Source organism: Microbulbifer maximicatervae (SeqCode) (genome assembly GCF_052467225.1).
Genome location: NZ_CP174303.1, coordinates 143,976 through 170,148 on the forward strand (window position 1 = coordinate 143,976; position 26,173 = coordinate 170,148).

Here is a 26,173-nt window from a genome sequence, read left to right on the forward strand (position 1 = left end):
CTATAGCTGGATAAAGCCTTCCGAAGTGTTACGATTTAAGAATTACAAGATAGTACTGCTGTGGTTCTGTGGGGCTGCTATAACGGTTTTGTCTCATCGATAACCCCAAAAACTAAGACTTGAGTATGGCTGATGATGGAGATGACAATGTGGTAAATTATCTGTCAACGAATATCAGCGCGGCTCTGGTTGTTGTCGACATGCAAAACGATTTTTGTTGCGCGGGGGGCTATTACGACCGTAGGCGACAGGGTTCCAGTAATATTGAGCTTGAAACTCCGTCACCAAGTAGAGATTGGAGTCCGCGGATCATCCGCAAAGGTGATGATCTGAAAAAGGTAGTTAATAATATTATTTTATGTATGAGGGTTGCCAAAGAGAGAGAGATTCCTATTCTTCTGTTAAAGACAGTTATTAAGCCAGATCATAAATATCTTAATTCTTTTCTTCGTGGCGAGGAAAATAGAGGTAGGTGTTACTATCCGTGTAAGTTAGGTACTTGGGGTGCGGAAATTATAGAGCCTATTTGGCAGATGGCAGAAGAGGGGGTAATTGTAGTTGAAAAGCATGTTTATAACGGCTTTGTTGGTACCTCCCTGGAAGAGGAATTACTAAGTTTAGGGGTTGATACAGTTTTTATTGTCGGTGTGGAAACACACATATGTGTCCTGGCTACTGCACAAAGTGCTTCATTTCGCTTCAAGACGTATGTTTTTGAAGATGCTGTTTGGAGTGCCAATTGTGAGCTTGCTAAGCATGCACTTTCAATATTTAAAGATGGTTATGGTTATATCGCTGACCACAAGATTTTGTATTTTGTGGGGGTATCACATGGCTCTCCATAAACAATATTTTAGAGTTGGTTTATCTTGAATTTAGTTTTCTGTCTAAACTATTTCGAATAGCTTGCCATATCCTAAAAATTTCGCGCAGTTTTAGGCTGTAAAACAGGCCGGCCCTTGGGTAGACCCTGAGGAAAATAAGGTTCGACCCTTCCGGGTATCTCGCTAAGATAGTAAAACTGTCAAGCGAGGTTAAGTATGAAAACAAAAAGTACACGAAGGAAATTCAAGCTGGAATTCAAGAAAGGGGTCTGAGCTCTAGTCTCTGAGCAAGGATATTCATTTTCTAGGACTGCAGAGGCTGTAGGAACCAATACCTGCGACGTGAGGTAAAGCAGTTGTGTATGGAGAAAGAAATCATAATTTTTTTCATGGGGAGGTTGTCTTCCTGTCGATATTACTAATAAGCCAACTCCCCGATCTCTGAAGACCTTTTGCCCTGCTCGCGCCTCAGTATCCTATGCATTGTCACTACTTCAGTGCCCCCCGGTGAGGATTAACCTTAAACAGGGCGACTTCGGTGTGTAGTCATCTTTTTGTCATGATAGTTTTTTATTTATCCTTATCAGTGCATTTTAAGACCGGGATTCAATGCTCGATTGGCTTGACTAAGTAAATAGAGCAGTATGGCCTTGGGCCAGCCGTGGATTGCCGCCAAGTGCATTTGGTAAAGGGAGTGGTAGGCCAAACTGGCAATACGGCCCTCAAGAGTAAGGTTTCTTCTTACAAAAGACCCCCTTAAGTTTCCTACAGCAGTGTTTGTACTAAGAGAAACCAGCGAACCACGATCCCGGTAATAGAAGTGCCCCAGGGATTTTTTTTCTATCAGGGCGATCAGGTTGGTGGAACAGAGCTTGGCCATCTGTTGTGCGGCGAGTGCACGTGATGGTACACGCCGTTTGTTACCGTCGATGCAGCTGGCACAATCCCCTATAGAAAAGACATGGGGGTCATTTTTACTTTGCAGGGTGGTTTTCACCTCTATCTGGTTGAGTTGGTTGGTGAAGAGACCATCCAACTGAGTGAGTAACTCCGGTGCCTTAACCCTGGTGACCCAGGCTCGAATTGCTGCGGGGATCTCTTTGCCGTCATCGGTAGTGAGGCTGTTGGCACTTGCAGTCTTAATATGGCAGTTGGTAAGTATACGAACCCCCATTTTAGATAGTTCTCGCGCGGCGCTGTTGCCTAATCTTGCCGGTAATCCCGGTAGTAACTGAGGCTCGGCCTCGACTAATGTAATGTCAATGGCACCGGTTCGGATACGCCCATATTGACTAACCTGTCTACTAGCAGCCATCAGCTCCGCAGAAAGTTCCACCCCAGTACAGCCACCGCCGATAATGGCAATTTGTAATGTTCTATCGGGGTGTGTTTCTAGGCATAAAAAGTAATCGAGCAGTTGCTTGTGAAATTTGTGTGCCTGCTCAATGCTGTCGAGAGGAATGCAGTGCTCGCGCACTCCTTGTGTATTGGAGTCATCGCTTATGCTGCCAACGCAGATCACTAGATAGTCGTACTCTAGCTCGCGCGGAGGTATTAGTTCGCAGCCTTTGTCATTCAGCACCGCCCCTAGGGTCAAAATCTGGCGCTTCCTGTCGAGGGATTGTAGTGAGCCGAGCTGGAATTCATAGCCATTAGAGCTGGCGTGAATTTGGTAGTTAAGAGCATCCATGCTGGTATCTAATGTGCCAGTGGCCACCTGATAGATTAGGGGCTTCCAGATATGGGTGCGATTCTTATCGACTAAAGTGATCTGAGCAGATGGGGCCTTACGCTTAAGCCCAAACATCCGAGTAGAATTGAAATGGCGTCCAAGTCGAGTTGCTAAATGAAGGCCGCTGGCTCCGCCACCGATGATCACAATCTTTTTCATGAAGGTTGGTCATCCTGTTTATTACTTAAAAAGTTGACTCACTAATCTTTTTATAACTCTTGTTGTATATAGGTGCTTGTCGGCGCCAATTTTGACGTCATAAAACTCAGAATTAACGGCGATAAAGTAATTTAGGCTAGTACGGGATTATCACACTTGGCTGTGTTCCGCTTCGTTATCGCGGGTAAGTAACTGCCGTCATTAGCCATTTCTACGCAGGTTTACCTTTGGGTGTGGCTTCTCATTGCTACTGATCACATCAATGATAGAGGCTTGGCTGCAACTCTCTACGGTAGTGCGCACACACAGGGCTCCACTTTGTCTGCCGCCTCTGCAGCGAACAGGCCACCACAGTCCTATGGATCTATGAACAGGGCCCAATGTCGCAGGGATTGCCATTCTTGCAGGTTTTATACAAAAGCCGCGATACAGGTGCGCGCCCGGCAACGGATTAGTAGCCCACATTTACAACGCTATGGCGTGGGCGTGGGAAATCTATCTCTATTGAGTAGACGCCAACCTTTTGGATAGGGTAGGAAAAAAATGGTGAAAATACAGAGTGAAGAACATGTATATTGAATACACAAGAGATTTAAAAGTTATAGTGGTAGTTCTCATTAATCAACTGAAAGTAGAGAAGGCAAATTGGTCGAGAGGCCCAGCCGTAGAATAAGTATGACAAAGACAGCGAAATCTCAATCTCAATCTCAAAATGGTGATAATGAGATAAAATGTTTAAGAAAATAGGTTAAGAAATTATATAAGGAGGAAGCTTCCCTAAAAAGTGGGAAGTATTTCTGAAAGATTCGCGTGGGCAGCCCTTAATCCGTAGGGCATTGGTGTCAGGTACCTATGTAGATATTTGAGCGATTCACCCCAGGAGTTTTATAAGTAGCTTCACCGTGATGAGAGTGATCGAGACATAGAAAATTGGCGAACTCTAGAAAGCACTTTCTCTCATGAGAATGCTATAGAAGGAGCGCGCGTAGCTTCCTACTGTGAGTATGAGTCAGTTAAATATACAACTTGGCTTCAGGTAATATAAAGAAATTATTGATTTTCTGAGCTAAGAATAACTAAGCCTCTGTACGCATTCTCGTTTCCATCGTTCCTTCCTTATTAATTTTCCTTAAGATCTCGCATTTGTTTTTGTAGGCTTTCCGAATCTGTATTAATACTTTCTACCGGTTGCCCTGCGATAACAAGAACTTCGGAAAATAAGCGTCGTTTTCTTTTCTTTTTAAACTGCTGCACTGAATTCTCGGCTTGGGAACCGGCTCCATGTAAGGCAATGGGAATAACCGGAACAGACTTGCGCTTTAAAATTTCCTCAAGGTCTTTCAGAAATGGCTGCAACTCGCCATCTTCGCTGATTTTTCCCTCAGGAAAAATACAGAGTAATTCCCCATTTTCAAAACTCTCCACTATGGTTTTGTAAGTGCGTTCACGGCTGTTTGGATCATCGAGATCCAAACCTATGGGAATAGCATCGCTCATATGCAATATACATCGCAGTAAGCGGGATTTATAGATTTTAGGGTGTGCGATAAAGCGCACATAACGCTCGATGGTGTCCGCTAATATTACTGGATCTAGAAAACTGATGTGGTTACTGATAATGAGGGCGGGTCCCTCTCTGGGGATTTGATCCAATCCTTTTAGGCTGACCCGATAGAGGATTCGTGCAGGCAGCAATAGCAGCCCGCGCATGATGAACTCTGGTAGCTTGGCGAAAATCAGGGCGACCACAATCAGGTTTAGTAAAGCGATAATGATGAAATATGTGGGGATAGAGATCTTTAGGATATCCAGGAAAGTGATACTCACGAGAGTAGCGGCCACCATAAACAGTGCATTGACCATATTGCTGATCGCGATAATCTGCGAGCGGATCTTTACACTTGAGCGGTCTTGGATCATTGCGTACAAAGGAACAGTAAAAATACCGCCAAAAATACCAAGGAGCGCCATATTGAGAAGGATCCAATAGGAACCATGATGATTAAAAAATTGAGTCAGGTTTGCGTTGGGAAGTGTATGAAAACTATTGGATTGGAGACCCAGCGCCAATCCAGCGCAAGTGATGCCAATAGCACCCAATGGCACTAAACCCGATTCGATACGACCTCGGGATAGCCAGTTGCACAGCAACGACCCCAAGGCAGTGCCCACAGTGAGGCTGCTCAACAACAAAGTGATAACATCTTCATTTCCACCAAGAGTATCGCGGGTAAAGTTGGGAATCTGCGCAAGGAATGCGGTGATTGTCAGCCAGAACCAGGAAATAGCGAAAATGGAGTAAAACACTGGAGGTGTCTGCCATGCCAAGTACATGACACGCACGACGTGTGCCACCGGGTTCCAATTGATGTGCAGTTTTGGAGATGAAGGCGGGGCCTTAGGAATTGCACAACTTGCCAGAAAACCAATGACGGCCATGAATACCAAAATGACCGCGATAAATGTCAATCCGTGTTGGCCGGAATGGGTGAATCCGACCAATATAGTACCGACAATTGTTCCGGTCAGGGTACCAATAAAAGACCCCATTTGGATTAACGCATTGCCAGCGAGTAGCTCACTTCTATTTAATTGCTGGGGTATCAGGGAAAATTTTGCCGCACTGAAAAGTGTAGAGGAAGTGCCATAGCAGAAAAAGACCACCATGCTCAGGGCATAATGCTGGGTAAACATAGCAATAATACCCACGATACCTATGCCTATTTCGGCCAATTTGTAGATTCTGATGAGCTTACTTTTATCGAACTTATCGGAGATTTGGCCTGCCAAGGAGGAAAAGAGGAAGTAGGGCAGAATCATCAGGCTAAAGGCAATATTGATCAGCGTGTTAGCTTCTTCTTCAGCCATACGGAATGCGAGTAGAACTATTAACCCATTCTTGTACATATTACGACTGAAAACTGCAAGAACCTGGGTTACAAACAGCGGTAGAAAACGCCGCGTACCGAGCAGCTTAAACTGGTTTTGAGCCATTACTTATCGCTCTTGTGGGCAATGCTCCGCATGGTGGCTGTGGCGCTATAGATTGCTGCTTAAAGATCCAATGATGCTTATGCAGCTATGGATCTATCGGCTGAAATCCGAATCTGTACCTGAATATAGCGAATTCAGTAAACTGTCCGAAATGTTGACACTTTAAAACCGCCACAATCTGGCTGGACATTAACGCACCGATATTTCCCGTTATTTTTCCGCCAAAAGTTGCAGCTGCAACATTGCATGCTTCAGCGCAAAGTGTGCGAATATGCCTATCCGATTGACTTTCACCGCGTTGTTAACAGGGAGAAATAGATTCGTGAACCAGGACCAGAATGCCCCCTTGCGGGAAGATGTACGCCTGCTGGGTGACGAGCTCGGCGCAGTATTGCGAAACCAAGTTGGCGAGCCACTATTTGATACCGTTGAGAATATTCGTCAGGCGGCCGTTGAAAGCCGCAGCAAAGGGGCTATGCAGGCCGATCACTTGCGAGAGCTACTCGACCCCCTGGATGATGCGACCCTATTGGAAGTTGCCCGGGCATTCAGCCAGTTTCTAAACCTGGCTAATATTGCCGAACAGCGCCATCGCGAGAGACTGCACCGCCAACACCAGCGCTTTCCCGGAGATCCCGATACAGACCGCGGCCTGCGACAGGTACTGGCAGAGCTAAGCAAAGCGGGTAAGTCTCCCGAGGAAATCCACGGGACACTTAATGAGTTATCCGTAGAACTGGTCCTAACCGCTCATCCCACCGAAGTGACACGCCGTACCCTAATTCGCAAATACGATCGAGTTGCAGACCTGCTCAACACACTGGACAGGCCCGACCTGACCCCAGAAGAATCCCAGGATTTACGTCGCCACCTACAAGAGCAGATCCTTTCTGCCTGGAGCACCGACGAGATCCGACGCTCCAGGCCCACCCCGGTTGATGAAGCCAGGTGGGGCTTTGCCACCATCGAACAATCCCTGTGGCAGGCAGTTCCGAGGAGTATGCGGGAAATAGACAGTGAATTGGCCCTGGCCAAGCTTCCCCCTCTGCCGGTTGACTGGGTTCCCATCCACTTTGCCTCTTGGATGGGGGGAGATCGGGACGGTAACCCCAATGTCACCGCCAGCGTCACCCGGGAAGTCCTGCACCTAGCCCGCTGGATGGCCGCCGACCTCTATCTGCGCGATGTGGAAAACCTGCTCGCAGACTTGTCCATGCATCGCGCCAGCGAAGAACTTTTACAGCGCACTGGCCCCAGCCACGAGCCCTATCGCCTGGTGCTGCGCCAGGTTCGCGACCGTCTCAAAATAACCCGGGAAAAAATGGAGGCCCGCATTGGTCGACGTGCAGAGCCTTCCGGCCTCGCGTTTACCAGCAGCGAGCAGCTGGCCGACGAGCTGCGCCTGATCGACCGCTCCCTGCGCGATGTGGGCCTCTCAGCCATCGCCGATGGCCAACTTAAAGATACCCTGAGGCGACTCAACTGCTTCGGCATCACTTTATTGCGCTTGGATATACGACAGGAATCCACCCGCCACGCTGACACCCTGGATGCCATTACCCGCTATCTGGGTATGGGCAATTACAGCAGTTGGAGTGAAGAGGAGAAACAGGAGTTCCTGGTGTCCGAGCTGGACAGCCGCCGCCCACTGGTGGACGAGAGCTTTTACCGCAGTGATTTCTGTGACGAAGAGGTAAGTGAAGTCTTACAGACCTGCAAGGTCATTGCCGAACAGGGTCCCGAGGGATTAGGTGCCTACGTTATCTCAATGGCGACCACACCTTCCGATGTTCTCGCTGTAATGCTGCTGCAAAAAATTGCCGGGGTGCAGGTGCCAATGCGAGTGGTTCCCCTGTTTGAAACCCTCGACGATCTCGATGGTGCAGCTACCACTATGAGTACCCTGCTGAATATCCCCCTCTACAAGCAGCGTGTGCTCGATGGCCAGGAAGTGATGATCGGCTACTCGGACTCCGCCAAGGACGCCGGCTTCCTGGGCGCCGCCTGGGCCCAGTACCGCACACAGGAAGCTCTCACCGGAATATTCCGCAACCACGGTATCCCCCTAACTCTGTTTCACGGCCGTGGCGGCTCCATATCCCGGGGCGGCTCTCCTACTCGTATGGCCCTGCTGTCGCAGCCACCGGGATCAATAGCCGGGCGTATTCGCGTTACCGAACAGGGAGAAATGATTCGCTTCAAATACGGCCGTCCCTCTGTAGCCGCCTACAACCTGGAGCAGTATGTCGCCGCAACTCTGGAGGCGACACTGATGCCCCCGGCAGAGCCGCGTTCGGAGTGGCGCGCGGAGATGGACCGGCTCACGGAAGTCTCCGTCGGCAACTATCGGGAAGTCGTGCAGGATGATCCAGCCCTAGTGGCTTACTTGCGCACTGTCACCCCGGAAACCGAGCTGAGCCGCCTGGCCCTGGGCAGTCGCCCGGCAAGGCGTAAACCCGGTGGCGGAGTCGAATCACTGCGGGCGATTCCGTGGGTGTTCGCCTGGACCCAGATACGACTGATGCTACCAGCCTGGCTGGGCACTGGCGCCGCCTTGGAGAATGCCCTTAAGCACGCAGATGAAACTGATATCTTGCGGGATATGAGTCGCCAATGGCCCTTTTTCCAAGGCGTTGTGGATATGCTCGAAATGGTACTGGCCAAAGCCGATCCCCGCGTTGCCTCCTGGTACGAAGAGCGACTCACCCAGGATGCAGAACTAATCCAACTGGGTGTCAGTTTGCGAGATCGACTGGCCCACACCGTAGAGGCCCTAAAACAGCTTACCGGACGGGAGAGCTTGTTGGATAACAATCCCGTGATGCGCTGGTCCATCCGCGTGCGCGATCCCTACACTGACCCTTTGCACCTATTACAGGCCGAGCTGATGGCACGTTTGCGCGAACGGGAAAGTGATGCGGTATTGGAAAGCGCGCTGATGGTCACTATTGCGGGGATTGCAGCGGGCATGCGCAATACGGGTTAAAACACCCCGGCAGCTGTGATGATACCGGGATTTGAGGCCTGCTTCTTTCACTGCAGCAGGCCCCAAGGCAATCAGAACCTGCCGGTAAGTGCCATCACGAACAGGTCTGCCGGCAACTGCTCTCCATTCACCTCCAACTGGCCACGATTGACCTTGAGGTACATTTGCAGCTCGCCATTGTCTTCGATCAGCAGTCCATAATCTCGCAGAAGCATTGCCTGACCTACCAGGGGGGACTGCAAGAGCGCCTGCTCTGCAGCGCTAACGGTCATACTACCTACCAGCGGTTTGAGCCACTGATCGATCTCACTGGCACCTCGGCGGGAGGATTTGCGCATACCCCGCCAATCGATATCAGCATCTACTAACACCGGGCCATTGCGAGATTGAATCGCCAGCTGTTGCTCCAGGCGCAGCGGGCGGCTCATTTCACGGGCCCAATTCCGCTCAGGGGCCGGCAACAATACGCGCAGGTAGTGCCCCAGATCCGCAGTCTTAATTCTCGGCAAAGTCATCTGCTGGCGCACAGAGGTAATCGGTGTTGCCGAGTCCACGGTGGGGAGCTTCAGGTCACTGATGACTTTCAGGGTCTGTGCCGCCAATTCTTCCAAGGTCAGGTCCAGGGTAACATCGCGCAATTGAACCGGCCCGGAATCTGATTCTGCCCTCAGCAACGACAAGCGCAGCTCCGCATTACCGCCCTCGCCGGGCATATATTCAAACTCGCCTTCAAGGGGCTCGGTAAACAGTACTTCGATACCTTCGCGAATATGGCGCAAGCTTCCCAGCTCCACGACACCGTTCAGCACAGCACCGCTGTAATCCGTAGATACGGCAATCTCCCCACCGTCAAACTCCAGCTCCCCGAGTGGGCCAGTATTTTTGAAAGGGTCTAAGCGGAGGGTATTCAGCACCCGGTTGTCGGCGGTAACCAGGGTCTCCAGAACTACCGGACTCGCCTGTAAAGCGCCATAAATGGACTCCAATTGAGCGCGCAATTCAGTCTGTAGTTGATCCAGCTCCAGCCGGGTCTCGGTATAAACCACACCCAGGCGCGGCCCCTTGGAGGTAAGCAACACCGGCCCATGATGGATCTCGGTATTGAGCTGGGTAGTGCCATCCGGCAATGCCACTTCAGTATTGGTTTCAGCACCAAACCATCCGCGTTCGTAACCCGTGGAATTCCCCCCCTGCAAGCGGCCCAACTGCTGCTTCCAAATTTCCTCTACTTTGGGGCCGATAAAACCCGGCGCAGCCAGCGCAGATATCACCATTAGGGCAAGCACAATAAATAGAAGTGAACGCAGTAGTTTCATAAAAAATCATCTAGCGAAGGGGTTTGCGCCGATGGTATCAGATTATGAGGCTATTAGTGCGACAAGAGCCTCGTTACTTGGTACGAATGCTGAACATTCATCAACCACGGCATAAGGACCTACGACCCATCTCTAAAGAGCAGAATCTCGGCTTGTAAAGTAGTAAATCTAATATTTCAAAAGCTCTGATCAAGCCTAAGAAGAGGGGGTTGTAAGCGGCCATAAATTGAAATTGACCATTATCGCTAGAGATCAGCTCACAAGTCTCTTGATCTCCTGTGGCACGCCTGAGTAATTTTATGGCTCGATGACAGCTTTAAACAACAATGTAATTTTTTAAACCACCCTTTAACTTCCCCTTAATCAGAGCAATTTAAAATGGTAGGTAACAATCTATTTTTCTTGTATTTCAATCTAACCCAGATTCTTATCTCCACGATTTAGCTTTCTTACAAATACCTCCGCAAAATAAAGGTCCTGATTACTATAAGAAAACCGCTATCTAGGAAATTTTTTTGTTTTCTACCTATTCATGTAAAAAATAATTATTGAATTCATAACCGTTATCTCGATCGGATCTTAAAAGATACCTTTACAACAACCGAAACTTCCATTACCGCACGTTGGGACACTCCCCCAGTTTGAGTAGACTTGTGGCCAAACTAGGAGAAGGAGAAGACGTTATGCGATATCTTGTTTCAATGGTGCTCTTGTGTTCTCTCGCAGGTTTCAGTTATGCAGATGACCGCATGACGCGCCTCCCATCCAACGCTGAACCCGTGCAAATTCTCGGCAAGACTTATTATCAAAGTGGTAATACTTTCTATGCCTTTAATGAGCAGGGCCGTTATTTCTACAGAGTACAGCCCCCCACCTCTATTCGTAGTTATGAGAATCCCCGGGATATGTATATCCGCGGCTCACAACCTCGCCCCCAAACTTGGGGTCTGACTAGAGACCAGGTAGAAGGCTGTATGAATGCCGCTGCAGATATGGCAAATGCTAACCCTGCGGTAGGTGGTAAGATTTATATTCGCGAATATAACCGCTGTATCAGTAACTTGCGCTAGCCATTGTGGCTATATTTACTGCTACAAGGGGCCTTCGGGCCCCTTTTTTCAATCGTTATTTTTTTACAGTTACTAAACTAGCAAGTCTTTCAACACACTAAAGCTATCAATCCTCTAATTTTAGAGCTGTGAAATATGCAAGCCGCTATTATCAGGTCTTATGGCAGCCCGATCGAAATTGCACAGATGCCTAAACCTTCACCGGATAAAAATAGTATTTTAGTAAAGGTACAATCGGCCAGTATCAACCCCCTCGATAACTGGGCAATATCAGGGGCTTTACAAAATGTAATGCCTGTAAAAATGCCGCATATTGTCGGGTACGATGTTACTGGGAAAGTAGTAGAAATTGGCAGCGCTGTCAGAAATTTTAAAATTGGCGATCTGATATTTGCACGCCCCGATACAAATCAAGCAGGTACGATTGCCGAATACACTTCAATCAAAGCAATGGACGCAGCTATCCGCCCCAGCAATCTTTCTAACAATGAGTGTGCCGCTTTCCCTCTCGTGGGTTTAACAGCCTGGCAATCTCTCGTTGAAGTGGGAAAGTTACAGAAAGGACAAAAAGTCCTTATTCATGCCGGCTCTGGCGGAGTCGGTACTATCGCTATTCAAATTGCCAAATATATAGGCGCCTTCGTAGCCACAACCACCAGTGATGCCAACTTTGCACTAGTCAAAAGACTCGGTGCCGACACTGTTATCAATTATAAAACCGAAAATTTTGAGGAGTTACTCCAGGATTATGACCTTGTACTCGACTCTTTAGGCGGAGAAATATTAGAAAGGTCTGCCAAAGTTCTTAACAAACATGGCCTATTAGTATCAGTCTCCGTCAAAGCTAAAGACTCAGGTACCTTAATTGAAAGGATGGGACAGCGCCTTCAACTCGTCTATTCATGGCCAAGTGGCACTACTCTCGCAGAACTTGCTTCACTACTTGAGAAAGGATTTTTGAAACCGGTTATTGATCGGGTCTACCCAATACATGAAACTCAAGCCGCACTCGACTACCTAAATAAGGGAAGAGCCAAAGGTAAAATAGTTATTGATGTGTTGCAGGGTAAATAAACGATAGTATAGGATTTCAACCTAGACTCAAAAAAACTGGAGCCCTAGTGAAACGGATATTTCTATTTTTGGGTACCCTGATTTCTGCCGCCAGTTATGCACAAAATATAACTTTGGCCGAAGCTGCTCTGGAGCGAACCTATCATAAGGTACGCTACGATCCTGCTTATGTGTCTATCCCCTATCCAAATGGAGATGTGCCGGCTGATACCGGTGTTTGTACCGACGTAGTGATTCGATCATATAGGAAGCTGGAGATCGATTTGCAAAGAGAAGTTCACGAGGATATATCGGGTCATTTTCAAGCCTACCCGTCTAAACGCATTTGGGGACTTTCCAGGCCAGATAAAAATATTGATCATCGGCGAGTACCCAATCTACAGGCTTTTTTTACTCGAAAAGGGCAATCGCTCTCAATAAGTGACAAGGCAGAGGATTATCTACCAGGAGACATCGTTACCTGGATGCTGCCCGGTAATTTACCCCATATCGGTATTGTGACTGCGAAACGCTCTCAAAAAACCAACCGGTACTTGGTCGCACACAATATCGGGGCTGGACCCGTGCTCGAAGATATGCTGTTTTCCTTTAAAATTACCGGGCATTACCGATACAACGCCGGCCAGGCAACCGAAAAGATTGAGTAACGAAAAAACTACGCTATTGCCAAGTGATTACAGCCTTTCTTTGACCGGAATATGGAGAAACATTTCCGCTGTCGGGCTGGTAACCTGATATCTGGGTGGGTACAGCTCAAAGTCTGGCCTCTCAATATAGTCGTAATTGGACTTTGGCAACCAGCTTCCCCAAATATACTTCAATGTCTGTTCCAGGGTGGTAATAGATCCGCGGTGAAAAAATTTTGCATATAGCTGCTCCGGTAGTTCCCGCGCCACCATTCCCTCGGGTACCTGAGTCAGGTCGGCAACCGGCGCACAGCAGACATACTTAAACTGAATTTCATCACCCGCTTCCTCATAACATTCATAGATACCAAAAGATTCATCGCTGATACGATTGGGGATTTTATCCCTGTAGGGCCGAAATGCAGACCAGAGCTTTGGCAAGCTGAGATTTTCATGGTCGTATTCCTGCGCTACCCCCACCAATTGCATCGCTGGCCGCGAAATAATTTGTGGCTCCATGGACAACTCATTTTGCAAGAAGTGCAGCATATGAGGGCTAAATTGATCCTTATACAACAACCGAAAAGGATCCTGCTGCTTTCGATACTGTGCCGGGGTTACGTTAAATAAAGCTTTAAACGCGCGAGTAAACGCTTCTTGAGAGTCAAATTGGCACTCCATGGCAAGCTCAAGAATACCAATATCTTCACTCAACAACCTCTTTGCGGCGACGGTCAATCGGCGCTTACGCAAATACTCTTTCGGTGAGTCCCCCACTAATGCCTTAAAAATACGGCTGAATTGGTAGGTGGAGTAATGAGAGGCAGCAGCAATTTCGTGAACAGAAATTTTGTCGTATAGATGCTGCTCTACGAAGTTGATACTTTTAAAAAATCGCTGCATGAGAGGCTCCTTTACTGCCTGTTTACGTTGGGACGGTGAGATTTTCGAGCAACACCTTCCCGCATTAGCTTGCCTTTAAATCAAATTCGCTCACTAGTGATAAAAAAGCGTAAATGGGTAAATGCCTTGTGCCTCAAAGGAATAATTGCCTGGTAGGCTGGATCATTAAAGAATGCATAGATCGCCTCCCGATCCGGAAAAGATACCACAACAAATGCCTTTGGTGACCGACCTCCGTCCAAGACCTCTTCCACATCATAAGAGGCAATAGGCACTCCTCCATACTGTTGCATTAATTGCGGTGCCAGACCTATATACTGATCAAATGCCTGCGATTCTTTCAGGTTTGGTGAAGACTCTATATGTAAAAATACTGGTAACAAAGCAATAACCTCTTAAGCGTAAATAACTTTTAGTTGCTTAACTAATAGCTTCTAATGACTAACCTTGAGAGGCTACTCGCCTATGCCAAAAAACCAGAAGTGGAACTATCGCAAGCTCAATAATCGTAGGGGGTAAGACCTGATCATCCACCAATCCAAATTCCAGAATATTGCTTAAGCGGCCCAGACCGCCAATAAAGAGGGATAAAGCCACGAAGTAAAACAATGCTTTATGTTTTTCGATATTGCTCAGGAAATACAGTAGAACCAACCCCTGGGCAAAGAAAACACCAAAGGCAAATCGATATTGATTATCCCCAAATCCTCTCAAGGGGCTATCCGGGCCAAAAATCATAGCACCACCAATCAGAGCAGCACTGCCATTCAGCCCTCCAAATGCACTGATACCACCGGGTACAAAACAGATCACCGCTAGCGCTACCACTAACAATTGGAAAATTTTTCTTTCTATAGAACTCGCCTGATTCATAGTGTCACCTTAGTTTGCCGTATTTGGAGTGATGACCTAATCATATTGGCCAGTAAGGCCCTATTTTTGATATTTCTTGCGGTCTTGGTATCCCACTAAGACAGCAAGAAATGTCAAAAGACGAGGCGCTTAACCGCTTATCTTTCTCTCCAACAGCCGGGTATATCCATATCCGGGCACCAGTTCCCAATATCCACAGAGACAGAAAGATGATTAAGAGTGTTTTGATTACCGGAGCGAATGCAGGCTTAGGCAGGGAATGCGCCAAGCAACTGGCGGAATACCAGCAGATTAACAAGATCTATCTCGGCTGCCGCAATCTGCACAAAGCCAAGGAAGCCCAGGCCGAGCTGGTGTCGGAAACAGGCAGGAATATCTTCGAAGTATTGCTGATCGATGTCGCGGATCAACAATCCGTGAAAGAGGCAGTTAACAACCTAGGCTCCCCAGTTGATGCGCTGGTTATGAATGCTGGCGGTACCGGGGGGAAAGAGTTTTACAACAAGACCCCCGAAGGAGTCACACAAATTTTCGCCGTCAACCTGCTTGGGCATGCTCTACTGACTAACGAGTTACTGAAAGCCAATAAATTAACCCAGACTGCTATCTATGCCGGCTCCGAGGCCGCTCGCGGCGTAGAAGAGATGGGTATGAAGCGACCAGACCTGAAAAGCGCCTCTGTGGAGGAATTTATGCAGATCTGCGAAGGAGAGCTCTATGCCAGTACCAAAGACGCTACTGTACCCTATGGTCCGATAAAGTATATGGGCGCCCTATGGATGTCTTCCATGGCACGGGAATTCCCCCATATCCGCTTCGTAACCATGAGCCCCGGGGCTACGGTAGGCACAGAGGGCTTCAATACACTGTCGTTATTCAAGCAATATATGATGAAGGGCATGATGCGGATTATGCTGCTACTTGGCAAAGTCCACAAAGTAGAAATAGGCGCCAAGCGCTATATCGATGCCCTACTGGATACAAGATCCTTCCGCACAGGTGTTTTTTACGGCAGTGAACACGGATTAACTGGACCTCTTGGTGAACAGCGAAAGCTTTTCCCGGACCTGGACAACCCTACCTATCAGGACAATGCCAAAACGGGGATCAATCGCTTTATCTAATGAAAGTTCGCATCAGGGAAGGGCCCTGTACACCCTTCCCTGCCCCCAAGTTAACGCCACCGATACCGCTTGTTTACCTATACTTGACTGTTAAATACTTACTGCTAAAAACAGCCAATGTTTCGGGTAATCTTTTCCCTGCTGTTGTTAATTCCCCTTGCCCTGACTGCTGCTGAAGATGTAGCTAAAGCAACTCCCCTGCGGCTGCTGGATCCAGCAACTGTGGATAAGTTCGTCAATGAACTGCCAATACCCGCAGAAATCCGCCCTCAGGGCTCAGCCTCGATTAAACTACCCGCCCGCCCCACTGAAGTTTGGATGGGGCTACGGGATAAGGAAGGCAAACGTTTAATGACAAAAGCCTGGGGTTTTGAATATGCAGGTCGCATCCACTCTCCTGGCCCTACTATTCGCGCCCGAGAAGGCCAACCGGTATTTGTACACTGGGCCAATGAGCTACCGGGTCCACATCTATTTCCTGTGGATCGATCCATTCACCTCGCCGACGTAAAAGATCCAAAAGCTGTACCTATGGTTATCCACCTTCACGGCGGGCATACAGAGTGGAAAAGTGACGGCAACCCCCTCGCTTGGTACACCCGCAATTATCGTGAGACGGGACCATTATTTGAGAAAAAGATTTACGAATACGACAACTCCCAGGATGCCGCCACTATCTGGTATCACGACCACACCCTGGGCATGACGCGCCTTAATGTTTACGCAGGTCTATTCGGTTTTTACCTGGTTGGCGATGACAATGAAGACCGTCTGATACAGGAGAAACTGCTCCCTGCAGAAGAGCGCACTTTTGTAGCCGCTATTACAGACAGCTTGTTTAGCTCCGATGGGCAGCTGTATTTTCCTGGCTGGAGGGACCAGCCTCCATCACCGGTTTCCCATGAGGTGGTTAAGGCCAATTGGCCCAATCCATCCCATCTCGACGAATTTTTTGGCAATATTATTCTGGTAAACGGCATGACCTGGCCCAAAGTCAGTGTCACTCCACACGTCTATCGATTTCGGTTACTCAACGCATCTGATACCCGCACACTGATACTCAGGATCGACGAAAATACACCCTTTGTACAAGTCGGCGGTGACGGCGGATTTCTCGATTACCCTGTAAAATTGAACGAGTTGATATTGGCACCCGCAGAGCGAGCAGATGTTTTAGTAGATTTCAGTGGTTATGAAGAGCGTGAACTAACACTGCGGAACTTTGGGCCGGATGTCCCTTTTAAAGGATTTGTAGAGGCCATTGATCCAAAGAGTTCAATTCCACTTGTCTATAACCCGGATGGTAAACGCGTATTAAGCGATGGGCGCGGCGGCATCACACCAGCTACCGATCCAAATACTACAGGCAAGATTCTACAATTTCATATTGCTTCAGCACCGATCCCCCCCCCTTCTAATAAACAGAAATCAGAGATTAAAAATACCACTGGAGATTTAAAACTCAGCCTAAATACTCCCTTGCGCACCCCACTTAATAGGCTTAACCAAGCCAGTCGCACACGACAACTTGCCACCTATCGGTTGGATGACCCCTATGGCCGCAATCTGCTCATGTTAGGTCCAGTAAAGGAGGGCTCCCTATTTTTTGAAGATCCTACTACAGAAATAATCCAACACAACGCCGTTGAGATCTGGGAAATATACAACCCTACAGTATCGGCTCATCCAATCCATATTCATCTGGTGGAATTCCAGGTACTGGATCGCCAGCCTTTTAAAGGAAAACTTATTGCCAAGCAGCAGAAATTTATGCATACAGATAAGATATTTCAGGGTGCACGCCTGGAAATAGAATCTCTACAGGGAAAACCCCTTCCACCACAACCAGAAGAAAGCGGCCCCAAAGATACGGTCATCGCCCTTCCTGGCCAAGTAACACGGGTAATAGCCCGCTTCGACCGCGAAGGCCTTTATGTATGGCACTGCCATCTACTCTCCCATGAGGATTACGATATGATGAGGCCGTTTAGGGTATTGGCACCAAAACATTCTGCCAACGATTAATCTTCTTCACGAACGAAGGACACTATCTCGAAATATAAACTACGTAACAGAGGAGCTCCTTGCCATGCTAATTGGGTTCTTCTAAAGACTTAATCTTTATTTGAAGAACATCTAGAGAAGGTTGCTCGGATATTGATCATAGACAAAATCTGGATAGCTTAAGGCTCTACTGAATAAGCAATACAGCGATATATCTATACCAAGTTTGAACCGGCCACAAATTTCACGTTAATGGATTACAACAACCTGAATGTGAAGAGATAGTAAAGCTAGCCACAACAAATCCCAACACCGGGGCATACCTATGTACATGCAGGCGACACGGAAAATCGAATAACCTGATGATCACTTTTATTTACCTAATCGAAAAATTTAATAGCCGTGGGGGTTCCATAATTTGACGACTACAACGAAAATACCGTCACATAAAGTATGCTAGTAAACAACCACAGATAAGTCACCCTGTCACCTTTAGCCAAAAGTGGCTTGCCTGTTATTTCATAGCCTTGAGGAAAGGTTCATTTGAAAAAGAAAAAATCATACCTGGCAGCTTTTGTAGAGTTTAGTATTTTCGATTTGTACATGAGGGAAATTAAATGAAAGGTTGGGAGAAACCTTCAAGGAGCATATTTAGCAGCGGAATTTTCTGCATTACATTAGCACTATCCGCATGTAGCGGCGGCGGGGGATCCGGAAGTAACGACACAACAAATCAAACCACTACGGAATATAATATAACTACGAGCCTTGGCGATGGAGGGGATATTGAGCCGAAGTCTGTAAAAGTGGGGCCAGGCCGCAATGCTCAATTCAATATTACATTAGAGGAAGGATATGTAATCGAGTCTGCAGCTGGCTGTGGTGGGAACTTGGTTGGAACAACTTATACCACAAGTGTTATCACCAACGATTGTGAAATCTCTGTTATTTTTAAACAAGAGTTTTTTAGGGTGACAACCGTCGCAGGTCCTGGAGGAAAGTTTCAATCTGATTCTCTGATCGGTAAAGGATCTATATCACTACACCTAATCCCGGACTCTGGATATGTAGTTGACCAAGTTAGCGGCTGCTCCGGCACACTAGATGGCAATATTTATAAGACAGGTCAATTAATAAAAAACTGTGAAGTCTCAGCCACATTTAAACGAGGAACAACTTTAGATGTATCTGTTGAGCCAACGAAATCATTATATTTCACTTGGGTCGATACTCCTGGCGCCTCTCACTATAAATTACATGAAAATGTAGATGGACAAACAGGGTTTGTTCAAGTTGGCGAAGATATTACTCAGGGTACACAAAACTACAAGCATATCGTTCCTCTCTTCGCACGTGTTAACGCCTCATATTTCTTAGAAGTTTGTTTTGGGCAGGTTTGTGAAAGTAGTAACACCGTATACGTAAGAGACTTATTAGCTAACGGTATTGGAGAAATATACCCAGAGAATTATGACCCTGTAGATGGCTATCTTTGTGACATGCAAATAAGCTCAGATCACTCAACCTTGGCAATTAGCCCATGCACAGAGAGTAGTTCTGCTGCAGGTATCAACAGCGATAGTAGTGACGAATATTTTTCGCAAGCCGGAGCCGTGTATATTTTTTCTCTTAAAGACGGAGAATGGTTACAAGAAGCATATATAAAGCCTACTCACCCAGGTAATTATGATCACTTTGGTTACTCCATCGACCTCAGTGCAAATGGTTCTAGGTTAGTTGTTGGAGCTCCTGGTGAAAATAGCTTATCAACAGGCATCAATGGCGACGGCAGTGACGATTCAGGTTCAAGCGTAGGAGCAGCATATATATTCGAGAGGGAGCATTCAATCTGGTCACAGGTCGCGTATCTTAAGCCCGATATAGCACCACCAAATAATGAAAGAAGGTATTTTGGTAGATCAGTTTCAATCAATGATACTGGAACTCGAATTGCCGTCGGCTCTCCTTTTTCTGAAGGGTATGAGAGTGCAACAGGTAATGTTTATATTTTTGAACTAGCGAGCAAAGCTTGGGTGCAGTCTACTAAGATTTGGGCTAAAAAGAGTGACTCGCTGGATCAATTTGGTGAAAGCTTAGAGTTTGACTCATCTGGTAACATCCTGCTGATTGGTGCAATAGGGGAAGACAGCGCATCTGGTGGGGTAAACGGTGATGAGAGCAACAATTCAGAAAATAGCTCAGGAGCTGCGTATATCTTTAAATACGACGGAATAGAATGGTTGCAAAGAGCATATTTAAAACCAACTAGAGCCCGTGAATATGAGCATTTTGGAGAATACCTAACTATAAGTGGCAACGGGAAGTATATCGCCATTGGCTCTAAGGAAGAGAGCAGCCGGTATCAAAGCGCCGGAGCAACATATGTATACCATTTTGATGGAGAGACGGCTTCACAAGCTGGGCTGTTACGAGCATCCAATCCCGATGAATATGATAAATTTGGAAGCAGTGTAAGCCTGAATTACGATGGTTCAAAATTGCTTGTGAGTGCTCCCGGTGAGGATAGCTATAGCAGTGCATTTTCAGGAAATCAAAATCACAATTACTATAAACTTGATGCTGGTGCACTCTATCTCTTTTCGCGGGAGGGCAATAGTTTTACTCAATCATCTTATATAAAATCTAAAAATGTCGATGAGTTTAAGATTATAAACTCCATTATTAGCCAACATAATGAGTCGATATTTACAGATGCATATAAACTAAACCAGGAAGATAGAGGGCGGCCTCTGATCTTAGTCTATTGATTTCCCACTAGTGGCAAAAAGCTCATGAAGAGTATAGAAACGATAAACTGTAATTATCAATGATAGAACTTGATACTTATTATGTAACTGGCGTCCAGTATTTCAGCCGGTTATCCTCAGTGTTCTGTCATTACTTAATCTCTTGCCAGAAAAGAAGTTCTAGATGCTATCTTCAACTGGCAGTTTTTTTCTAAGTGATTGATTAAGGTAATTCAAAACTAAATGCAGGAATTCACATCAGGACCATATATAGTCCTGATGTGAATAAATCAAAACCGCACTCAGCAGGGCGCCAAAGCCTTAGCCACACGGGAGTTGGTCTCCCGCCCCAGCTGTTCAGAAATAAAGTTCCCAGCCTCTGCCAGCAACTGTATATCTACGCCGGTTTCAATACCCATGCCATTGAGCATATAAAGCACATCCTCACTGGCAACATTACCAGAAGCGCCGCGGGCATAGGGACAGCCGCCCAGGCCGGCTACGGCGGAATCTACTACTGCGACCCCCATTTGTAAGGCCGCGTAGATATTGGCCAACGCCTGGCCGTAGGTATCGTGGAAATGCACCGCAAGTTTTTCCACAGGCACGCGGGTCATTACCTGCTCCAGCATACGCTTGGCGGATTCCGGGGTGCCGACACCGATGGTGTCGCCGAGGGAAATTTCGTAGCAACCCATTTCCAGTAGAGCGGCACTAACTTCTGCCACTTTGGCCGGATCAATATCACCTTCATAGGGGCAACCAAGTACGCAGGATACGTATCCGCGCACGGGTATACCGTCTTGCTTCGCTTTTTCCACCAGTGGACGGAAGCGCTCAAGACTCTCAGCAATACTGCAATTAATATTTTTCTGGGTGAAGGCTTCTGAGGCCGCGCCGAATACGGCGACCTCATCTGCTTTGGCTTCCACTGCGCGCTCATAACCTTTTAAGTTTGGCGTGAGCGCGCTGTAGATAACACCGTCTTTGCGCTGGATACCCGCCAGCACTTCCTCGCTGGCGGCCATTTGCGGTACCCACTTGGGGCTGACAAAACTGCCGGCTTCAATAACCGACAGCCCACTGGCACTGAGCTTGTCCACCAGAGCGATACGGGTCTCCACAGAGATAGGCTGCTTTTCATTTTGCAGCCCATCGCGGGGGCCCACTTCGACGATTTTGACCTGTTTGGGCAAAGTCATTATTGCTCCTCCCCGGCAAAATCCACCAGCAGACTACCGCCATCCACTAGTTCACCTTCGGCACAGAAGAACTGCTGCACGGTGCCAGCGGCTGGAGCCCGCAGGGTGTGTTCCATTTTCATGGCTTCCATTACCAGTAGCGGCTGGTCTTTTTCCACCGTAGAGCCGGCCTCAACCAGCAGCGAAATTATGGTGCCGTTCATGGGGGCATCGAGGCCGTGGGCCTGGTCATTGCTCTCGCCCATATCCGGTGGCAACAGCTTGAATTCCACCTGAGTGCCATCGATAAATACGGCACCGCCATCGCGGGTATCCACGGCAGAGAAACTCATGCGACGGCCATCCACCAGCATCAAGTCGCGTCCCGGCAGAAGGCGAATCTCACCGCTGTTTTGTTCCTCAGGCAAAGCATCGCAAGTCCAGCGCAGGCTATCGCCTTCCGCAACAAAGCGAATTTGAGCGTGCTGGCCACGGTAGTCCACCGTCTGGGTGCGACTGCCAGCCAGAGCATTGCGCCAGTTATCGCCATTATGCCAAGGAGAGAAAGGATCCCGCTGCGGTGCGCTATTGCGTAGATCGCGTTCTTCACGCTGCTGTAAATAACCGGCAATAGCAGCGCATTTCAGCGGCGTCAGTGCCTGCTCCTGATGCAGTACTTCCGCCTCGTAGTCCTCGATAAAGTGCGTCGAAATACAACCGCTGGCAAATGCCTGGTGATTGATCACTCGGCGCAGGAATTCGATATTGTGGCGCACACCGGCAATCTGATAATCACGCAGGGCGCGATCCAATTTGGCCAGGGCTTCTTTGCGGGTGCGGCCGTGGCAGATCAATTTGGCGATCATCGGGTCGTAATGCACGCTGATTTCATCGCCAGTCTGCACACCGGTATCCACCCGCACACCCTCGCCTTCCGCCGGGGGCTGGTGGCGCACCAACACGCCGGTTGCCGGCAGGAAATCATTGTCCGGGTCTTCGGCGTAGATGCGCACTTCCATGGCGTGGCCGTTGATCTGCAGCTCATCCTGGCTCATGGGCAGGGTATCGCCAGCGGCAACTGACAGCTGCCAGGCCACCAGATCCTGGTCGGTGATCATTTCCGTAACCGGGTGCTCCACCTGCAGGCGGGTATTCATTTCCATAAAGTAGAAGGCACCGCTGGCATCCAGCAGGAATTCCACCGTGCCGGCACCCACGTAACCAATCGCGTGGGCCGCGCGCAGGGCTGCTTCACCCATGCGGGCGCGCAGCTCCGGAGTCATGCCCGGTGCGGGAGCTTCTTCCACTACTTTTTGGTGGCGGCGCTGCACCGAGCAATCCCGTTCAAACAGGTAGACACCATTGCCCTGCTGATCACAGAACACCTGGATTTCCACATGGCGGGGACTCACCACATAGCGCTCTAGCAACATAATGTCGTCGCCAAAGGCATTCATGGCCTCACGCTTGGCAGCGGCCAGAGCTTCGTGGAATTCATCGGCACTGTCGACACGGCGCATGCCCTTACCACCGCCGCCGGCAGCAGCTTTCAGCAATACCGGGTAACCGATGCGATTGGCATGGCCTTCCAACAGCTCTTCATTTTGATTGGTGCCATGGTAACCGGGCACCAGGGGCACATTGGCCTCTTCCATAATACGCTTGGCTGCGGACTTGGAGCCCATCGCCTCAATCGCGCCGGTGGGTGGGCCGACAAAAATAATGCCGTTGCTATCGCAGGCGCGGCAAAACTCCGCGTTTTCCGACAGGAAGCCATAACCCGGATGGATGGCATCGGCACCAGTCTGCTTGGCAGCACCCAATACTTTGTCGATATCCAGATACGAATCCCTGGCCGGGGCCGGACCCAGGTGCACCGCTTCGTCCGCCATCTGCACATGCAGAGCGTCGGCATCCGCATCGGAATAAACGGCGACAGTAGCCACCCCCAGGCGGCGCGCGGTCTTGATAATGCGACAGGCAATTTCGCCGCGATTAGCTATTAACAGTTTGCGAATCATAAAAATTACCCTTCGCTACCATTCATCCAACTGGGTGCACGCTTTTCCAAAAACGCACTCAACCCTTCCTGTCCTTCCGGCGACACACGCACGGCAGCGATCAGCGCGCTGGTCTGGCCCTGCAATTCATCATTGATAACCCGGTTGGACATGGACATAGCCAGTTGCTTGGCCATGGCGACTGCCTTGGGGCCATTGTCGGCAATGGCATTCACTAATTTCTGCACATGCAGGTCCAGATCAGCCTCGGCACAGACTTCGGATACCAAACCGATCTGTTCCGCGCGTTCAGCGGGGAAACGTTCCGCTGTGACAAAGTAACGACGCGCATGGCGAGTGCCGATAGCATTGATGACATAGGGACTGATGGTGGCGGGCAGCAACCCGATTTTGACTTCGGACAAACAGAAGCTGGCGCGCTCAGAGGCCACGGCCATATCGCAACAGCTCACCAGGCCCACGGCTCCGCCAAAAGCGGCGCCCTGTACTCGCGCAATGGTGGGCGCAGGAAAAGTGTCGAGCTTGTACAGCATGGCGGCGAGCGCAGCTGCGTCGCGGCGGTTTTCCTCTTCTGAATAAGTCGCCATGCGCTTCATCCAGTTGAGGTCGGCTCCGGCAGAAAAGCTCTTGCCATTGGAGGCCAGTACCAACACACGTACAGCGGGGTTTTGCGCCAGGGTGTCAAAGGTGGTGGCCAGCTCGTGGATCAGTTCATCATCAAAAGCGTTGTGGATTTCCGGCCGGTTCAGGGTGACCGTGGCCACGCCCTCGCTATCCACTTCGCACAGCAATTTATCGCTCATTGTAATTCCTCGATTGGGGCGTCTATCACAAGCGGCACCGGAACATTTCGCTGGCGCCGCAACCACGGTTCCTTACATGCGGAACACGCCGAACTTGGTCTCTTCCGGTTCCTTGTGGCTGGCCGCCGCCAGACACAGACCGAGCACGCGGCGGGTATCCGCCGGATCGATAACGCCGTCATCCCACAAGCGCGCGGAGGCGTAGTATGGGTGCCCCTGGTGTTCGTAGTTATCCACAATCGGCTGCTTAAACTGGCGCTCTTCCTCTTCGCTCCAGGATTCACCCCGGGCGGCCATCTGGTCGCGCTTCACCTGGGCCAATACGCCAGCAGCTTGTTCCCCCCCCATAACCGAAATGCGCGCATTGGGCCACATAAACAGGAAGTTGGGATCGTAGGCGCGGCCACACATACCGTAGTTACCGGCGCCGAAAGAGCCGCCGATAAGGATGGTAATTTTGGGCACCTTGGCGGTAGCGACAGCGGTCACCATCTTGGCGCCGTGTTTGGCGATACCGCCCGCCTCGTACTGCTTGCCCACCATAAAGCCGGTGATATTTTGCAGGAACACCAGCGGGATCTTGCGCTGCGCACACAACTCAATAAAGTGCGCGCCCTTCTGCGCACTCTCCGCAAACAGGATGCCGTTATTGGCAACAATTCCCACCGGATAGCCCTGGATACGGGCAAAACCGGTTACCAGGGTGGTGCCGTACAACGCTTTAAATTCATCGAACTCAGATCCGTCCACAACCCGCGCGATAATCTCGCGCACGTCAAACGGCTGGCGCGAATCTTTGGGCACCACGCCGTAAATGTCTTCCGGTGGATAAATCGGCTCCACAGGCTTTTGGATATCCAGGCCAGGATTTTTGATACGGTTCAGGCGAGCTACAGAGCGGCGCGCTAACTGCAGGGCGTGTACATCATTATTGGCGTAGTGATCGGAAACCCCGGAAGTGCGACAGTGCACCTCGGCACCGCCGAGTTCCTCAGCAGAAACTTCTTCACCGGTGGCCGCTTTCACCAGGGGCGGGCCCGCCAGGAAGATGGTGGCCTGCTCTTTCACCATAATGGATTCGTCTGCCATAGCCGGCACATAGGCTCCACCGGCGGTGCAGCTACCCATAACCACCGCGATCTGCGGAATATTCTGTGCAGAGAGATTGGCTTGGTTAAAGAAGATGCGACCGAAGTGCTCACGGTCTGGGAAAACGTCGTCCTGGCGCGGCAAATTAGCACCACCGGAATCCACCAGGTAAATGCACGGCAGATTGTTCAGCTCGGCGATGGTCTGCGCGCGCAGGTGTTTTTTTACTGTGAGGGGATAATAGGTTCCACCTTTTACAGTGGCATCGTTAGCCACTATCACACAGGGCTGACCGGAAACGGTGCCAATGCCGGTAATAATACCCGCGGCCGGAACATCCTCACCGTACACCTCGTGAGCGGCCAGCTGGGAAAATTCCATAAAAGGGCTACCCGGATCGAGCAGCGCATCGATACGGTCCCGTGGCAATAATTTTCCTCGCGCCAGGTGTTTTTCCCTTGCGCGCTCGCCGCCGCCCTGGGCGATGGCTTCCACTTTCTCACGCAGGTCTGCCACCAGCGCCTGCATCTGCTCGCGGTTTTCGCCAAAGGCGGTATCGCGCGTGTTTATTTTGCTCTGCAACTGATTCATAAAGTCCGATTCACTTTCCCGGAGAAAAGACCTCCACAGGGCGCAGCTTATTGCCG

18 protein-coding genes are annotated in these 26,173 nt (G+C 49.2%); 8 read left to right on the forward strand and 10 right to left on the reverse strand.

Features of this window, described 5'->3' with window-relative positions:
* Positions 1-125 precede the first annotated feature (125 nt).
* The gene (locus ACJJIZ_RS00680; protein WP_413664181.1) at positions 126-845 is read left to right on the forward strand and encodes a cysteine hydrolase family protein; all 720 of its coding nucleotides are present in this window, start codon (positions 126-128) and stop codon (positions 843-845) included.
* Positions 846-1,407: 562 nt separating this feature from the next.
* On the opposite strand, the gene ACJJIZ_RS00685 is transcribed toward ACJJIZ_RS00680, so the two are convergent.
* Together ACJJIZ_RS00685 and ACJJIZ_RS00690 are read right to left on the reverse strand one after the other, a co-directional pair.
* Entirely contained in the window at positions 1,408-2,715 is a 1,308-nt protein-coding gene (locus ACJJIZ_RS00685) for an NAD(P)/FAD-dependent oxidoreductase (protein ID WP_444914905.1), read from the reverse strand.
* 1,119 nt (positions 2,716-3,834) lie between these two features.
* Positions 3,835-5,709 carry an MFS transporter gene (locus ACJJIZ_RS00690; RefSeq protein ID WP_444914906.1) on the reverse strand — a complete coding sequence of 625 codons (1,875 nt, stop codon included), beginning with the start codon at positions 5,707-5,709 and terminating at the stop codon, positions 3,835-3,837.
* Between the two features lie 322 nt (positions 5,710-6,031).
* Here ACJJIZ_RS00690 and ppc point away from each other — a divergent pair, with 322 nt between their 5' ends.
* On the forward strand, positions 6,032-8,695 hold the full coding sequence (gene ppc, locus ACJJIZ_RS00695; RefSeq protein WP_444914907.1) for a phosphoenolpyruvate carboxylase: 2,664 nt from the start codon (positions 6,032-6,034) through the stop codon (positions 8,693-8,695).
* Between the two features lie 71 nt (positions 8,696-8,766).
* Here the strand turns inward: ppc and ACJJIZ_RS00700 are convergent, their stop codons facing one another.
* Complete coding sequence (locus tag ACJJIZ_RS00700) at positions 8,767-10,011, reverse strand: DUF945 family protein (protein ID WP_444914908.1); 1,245 nt, start codon at positions 10,009-10,011, stop codon at positions 8,767-8,769.
* A 683-nt stretch (positions 10,012-10,694) separates the two neighbouring features.
* Between ACJJIZ_RS00700 and ACJJIZ_RS00705 the strand changes: the two genes are divergently transcribed.
* The 3 genes from ACJJIZ_RS00705 (at position 10,695) to ACJJIZ_RS00715 (ending at position 12,802) form a co-directional block, all read left to right on the forward strand.
* Entirely contained in the window at positions 10,695-11,081 is a 387-nt protein-coding gene (locus tag ACJJIZ_RS00705; protein ID WP_282934530.1) for a hypothetical protein, read from the forward strand.
* A 135-nt stretch (positions 11,082-11,216) separates the two neighbouring features.
* Positions 11,217-12,155 (forward strand): NADP-dependent oxidoreductase, encoded by a 939-nt coding sequence (locus ACJJIZ_RS00710; RefSeq protein ID WP_444914909.1) that lies wholly within the window; start codon positions 11,217-11,219, stop codon positions 12,153-12,155.
* Between the two features lie 47 nt (positions 12,156-12,202).
* Entirely contained in the window at positions 12,203-12,802 is a 600-nt protein-coding gene (locus ACJJIZ_RS00715; protein ID WP_444914910.1) for a DUF1287 domain-containing protein, read from the forward strand.
* 27 nt (positions 12,803-12,829) lie between these two features.
* Here ACJJIZ_RS00715 and ACJJIZ_RS00720 read toward each other — a convergent pair whose 3' ends face one another.
* The 3 genes from ACJJIZ_RS00720 to ACJJIZ_RS00730 form a co-directional block, all read right to left on the reverse strand.
* A complete protein-coding gene (locus tag ACJJIZ_RS00720; RefSeq protein WP_444914911.1) occupies positions 12,830-13,684 on the reverse strand; it encodes an AraC family transcriptional regulator in 855 nt (284 codons plus the stop codon).
* 80 nt (positions 13,685-13,764) lie between these two features.
* On the reverse strand, positions 13,765-14,067 hold the full coding sequence (locus ACJJIZ_RS00725) for a DUF1330 domain-containing protein (protein WP_444906562.1): 303 nt from the start codon (positions 14,065-14,067) through the stop codon (positions 13,765-13,767).
* A 58-nt stretch (positions 14,068-14,125) separates the two neighbouring features.
* A complete protein-coding gene (locus ACJJIZ_RS00730; protein ID WP_444914912.1) occupies positions 14,126-14,557 on the reverse strand; it encodes a DUF4345 domain-containing protein in 432 nt (143 codons plus the stop codon).
* A 209-nt stretch (positions 14,558-14,766) separates the two neighbouring features.
* Here ACJJIZ_RS00730 and ACJJIZ_RS00735 point away from each other — a divergent pair, with 209 nt between their 5' ends.
* From ACJJIZ_RS00735 to ACJJIZ_RS00745, 3 genes are all read left to right on the forward strand, one after another.
* Positions 14,767-15,681 (forward strand): SDR family NAD(P)-dependent oxidoreductase, encoded by a 915-nt coding sequence (locus ACJJIZ_RS00735; RefSeq protein WP_444914913.1) that lies wholly within the window; start codon positions 14,767-14,769, stop codon positions 15,679-15,681.
* A 117-nt stretch (positions 15,682-15,798) separates the two neighbouring features.
* Entirely contained in the window at positions 15,799-17,706 is a 1,908-nt protein-coding gene (locus tag ACJJIZ_RS00740) for a multicopper oxidase family protein (protein WP_444914914.1), read from the forward strand.
* A 596-nt stretch (positions 17,707-18,302) separates the two neighbouring features.
* Positions 18,303-20,453, forward strand: coding sequence for an FG-GAP repeat protein (locus ACJJIZ_RS00745; RefSeq protein WP_444914915.1), 2,151 nt, complete (start codon positions 18,303-18,305; stop codon positions 20,451-20,453).
* 281 nt (positions 20,454-20,734) lie between these two features.
* On the opposite strand, the gene ACJJIZ_RS00750 is transcribed toward ACJJIZ_RS00745, so the two are convergent.
* The 4 genes from ACJJIZ_RS00750 to ACJJIZ_RS00765 form a co-directional block, all read right to left on the reverse strand.
* Complete coding sequence (locus ACJJIZ_RS00750) at positions 20,735-21,634, reverse strand: hydroxymethylglutaryl-CoA lyase (protein WP_444914916.1); 900 nt, start codon at positions 21,632-21,634, stop codon at positions 20,735-20,737.
* Positions 21,634-23,634: an acetyl/propionyl/methylcrotonyl-CoA carboxylase subunit alpha gene (locus ACJJIZ_RS00755; protein WP_444914917.1), complete on the reverse strand. Its 2,001-nt coding sequence runs from the start codon at positions 23,632-23,634 to the stop codon at positions 21,634-21,636. The genes ACJJIZ_RS00750 and ACJJIZ_RS00755 overlap by 1 nt, the downstream gene beginning before the upstream one ends.
* Before the next feature lie 5 nt (positions 23,635-23,639).
* Complete coding sequence (locus tag ACJJIZ_RS00760) at positions 23,640-24,437, reverse strand: enoyl-CoA hydratase/isomerase family protein (RefSeq protein ID WP_282934596.1); 798 nt, start codon at positions 24,435-24,437, stop codon at positions 23,640-23,642.
* 72 nt (positions 24,438-24,509) lie between these two features.
* A complete protein-coding gene (locus ACJJIZ_RS00765) occupies positions 24,510-26,117 on the reverse strand; it encodes a carboxyl transferase domain-containing protein (RefSeq protein ID WP_444914918.1) in 1,608 nt (535 codons plus the stop codon).
* Positions 26,118-26,173: the final 56 nt, after the last annotated feature.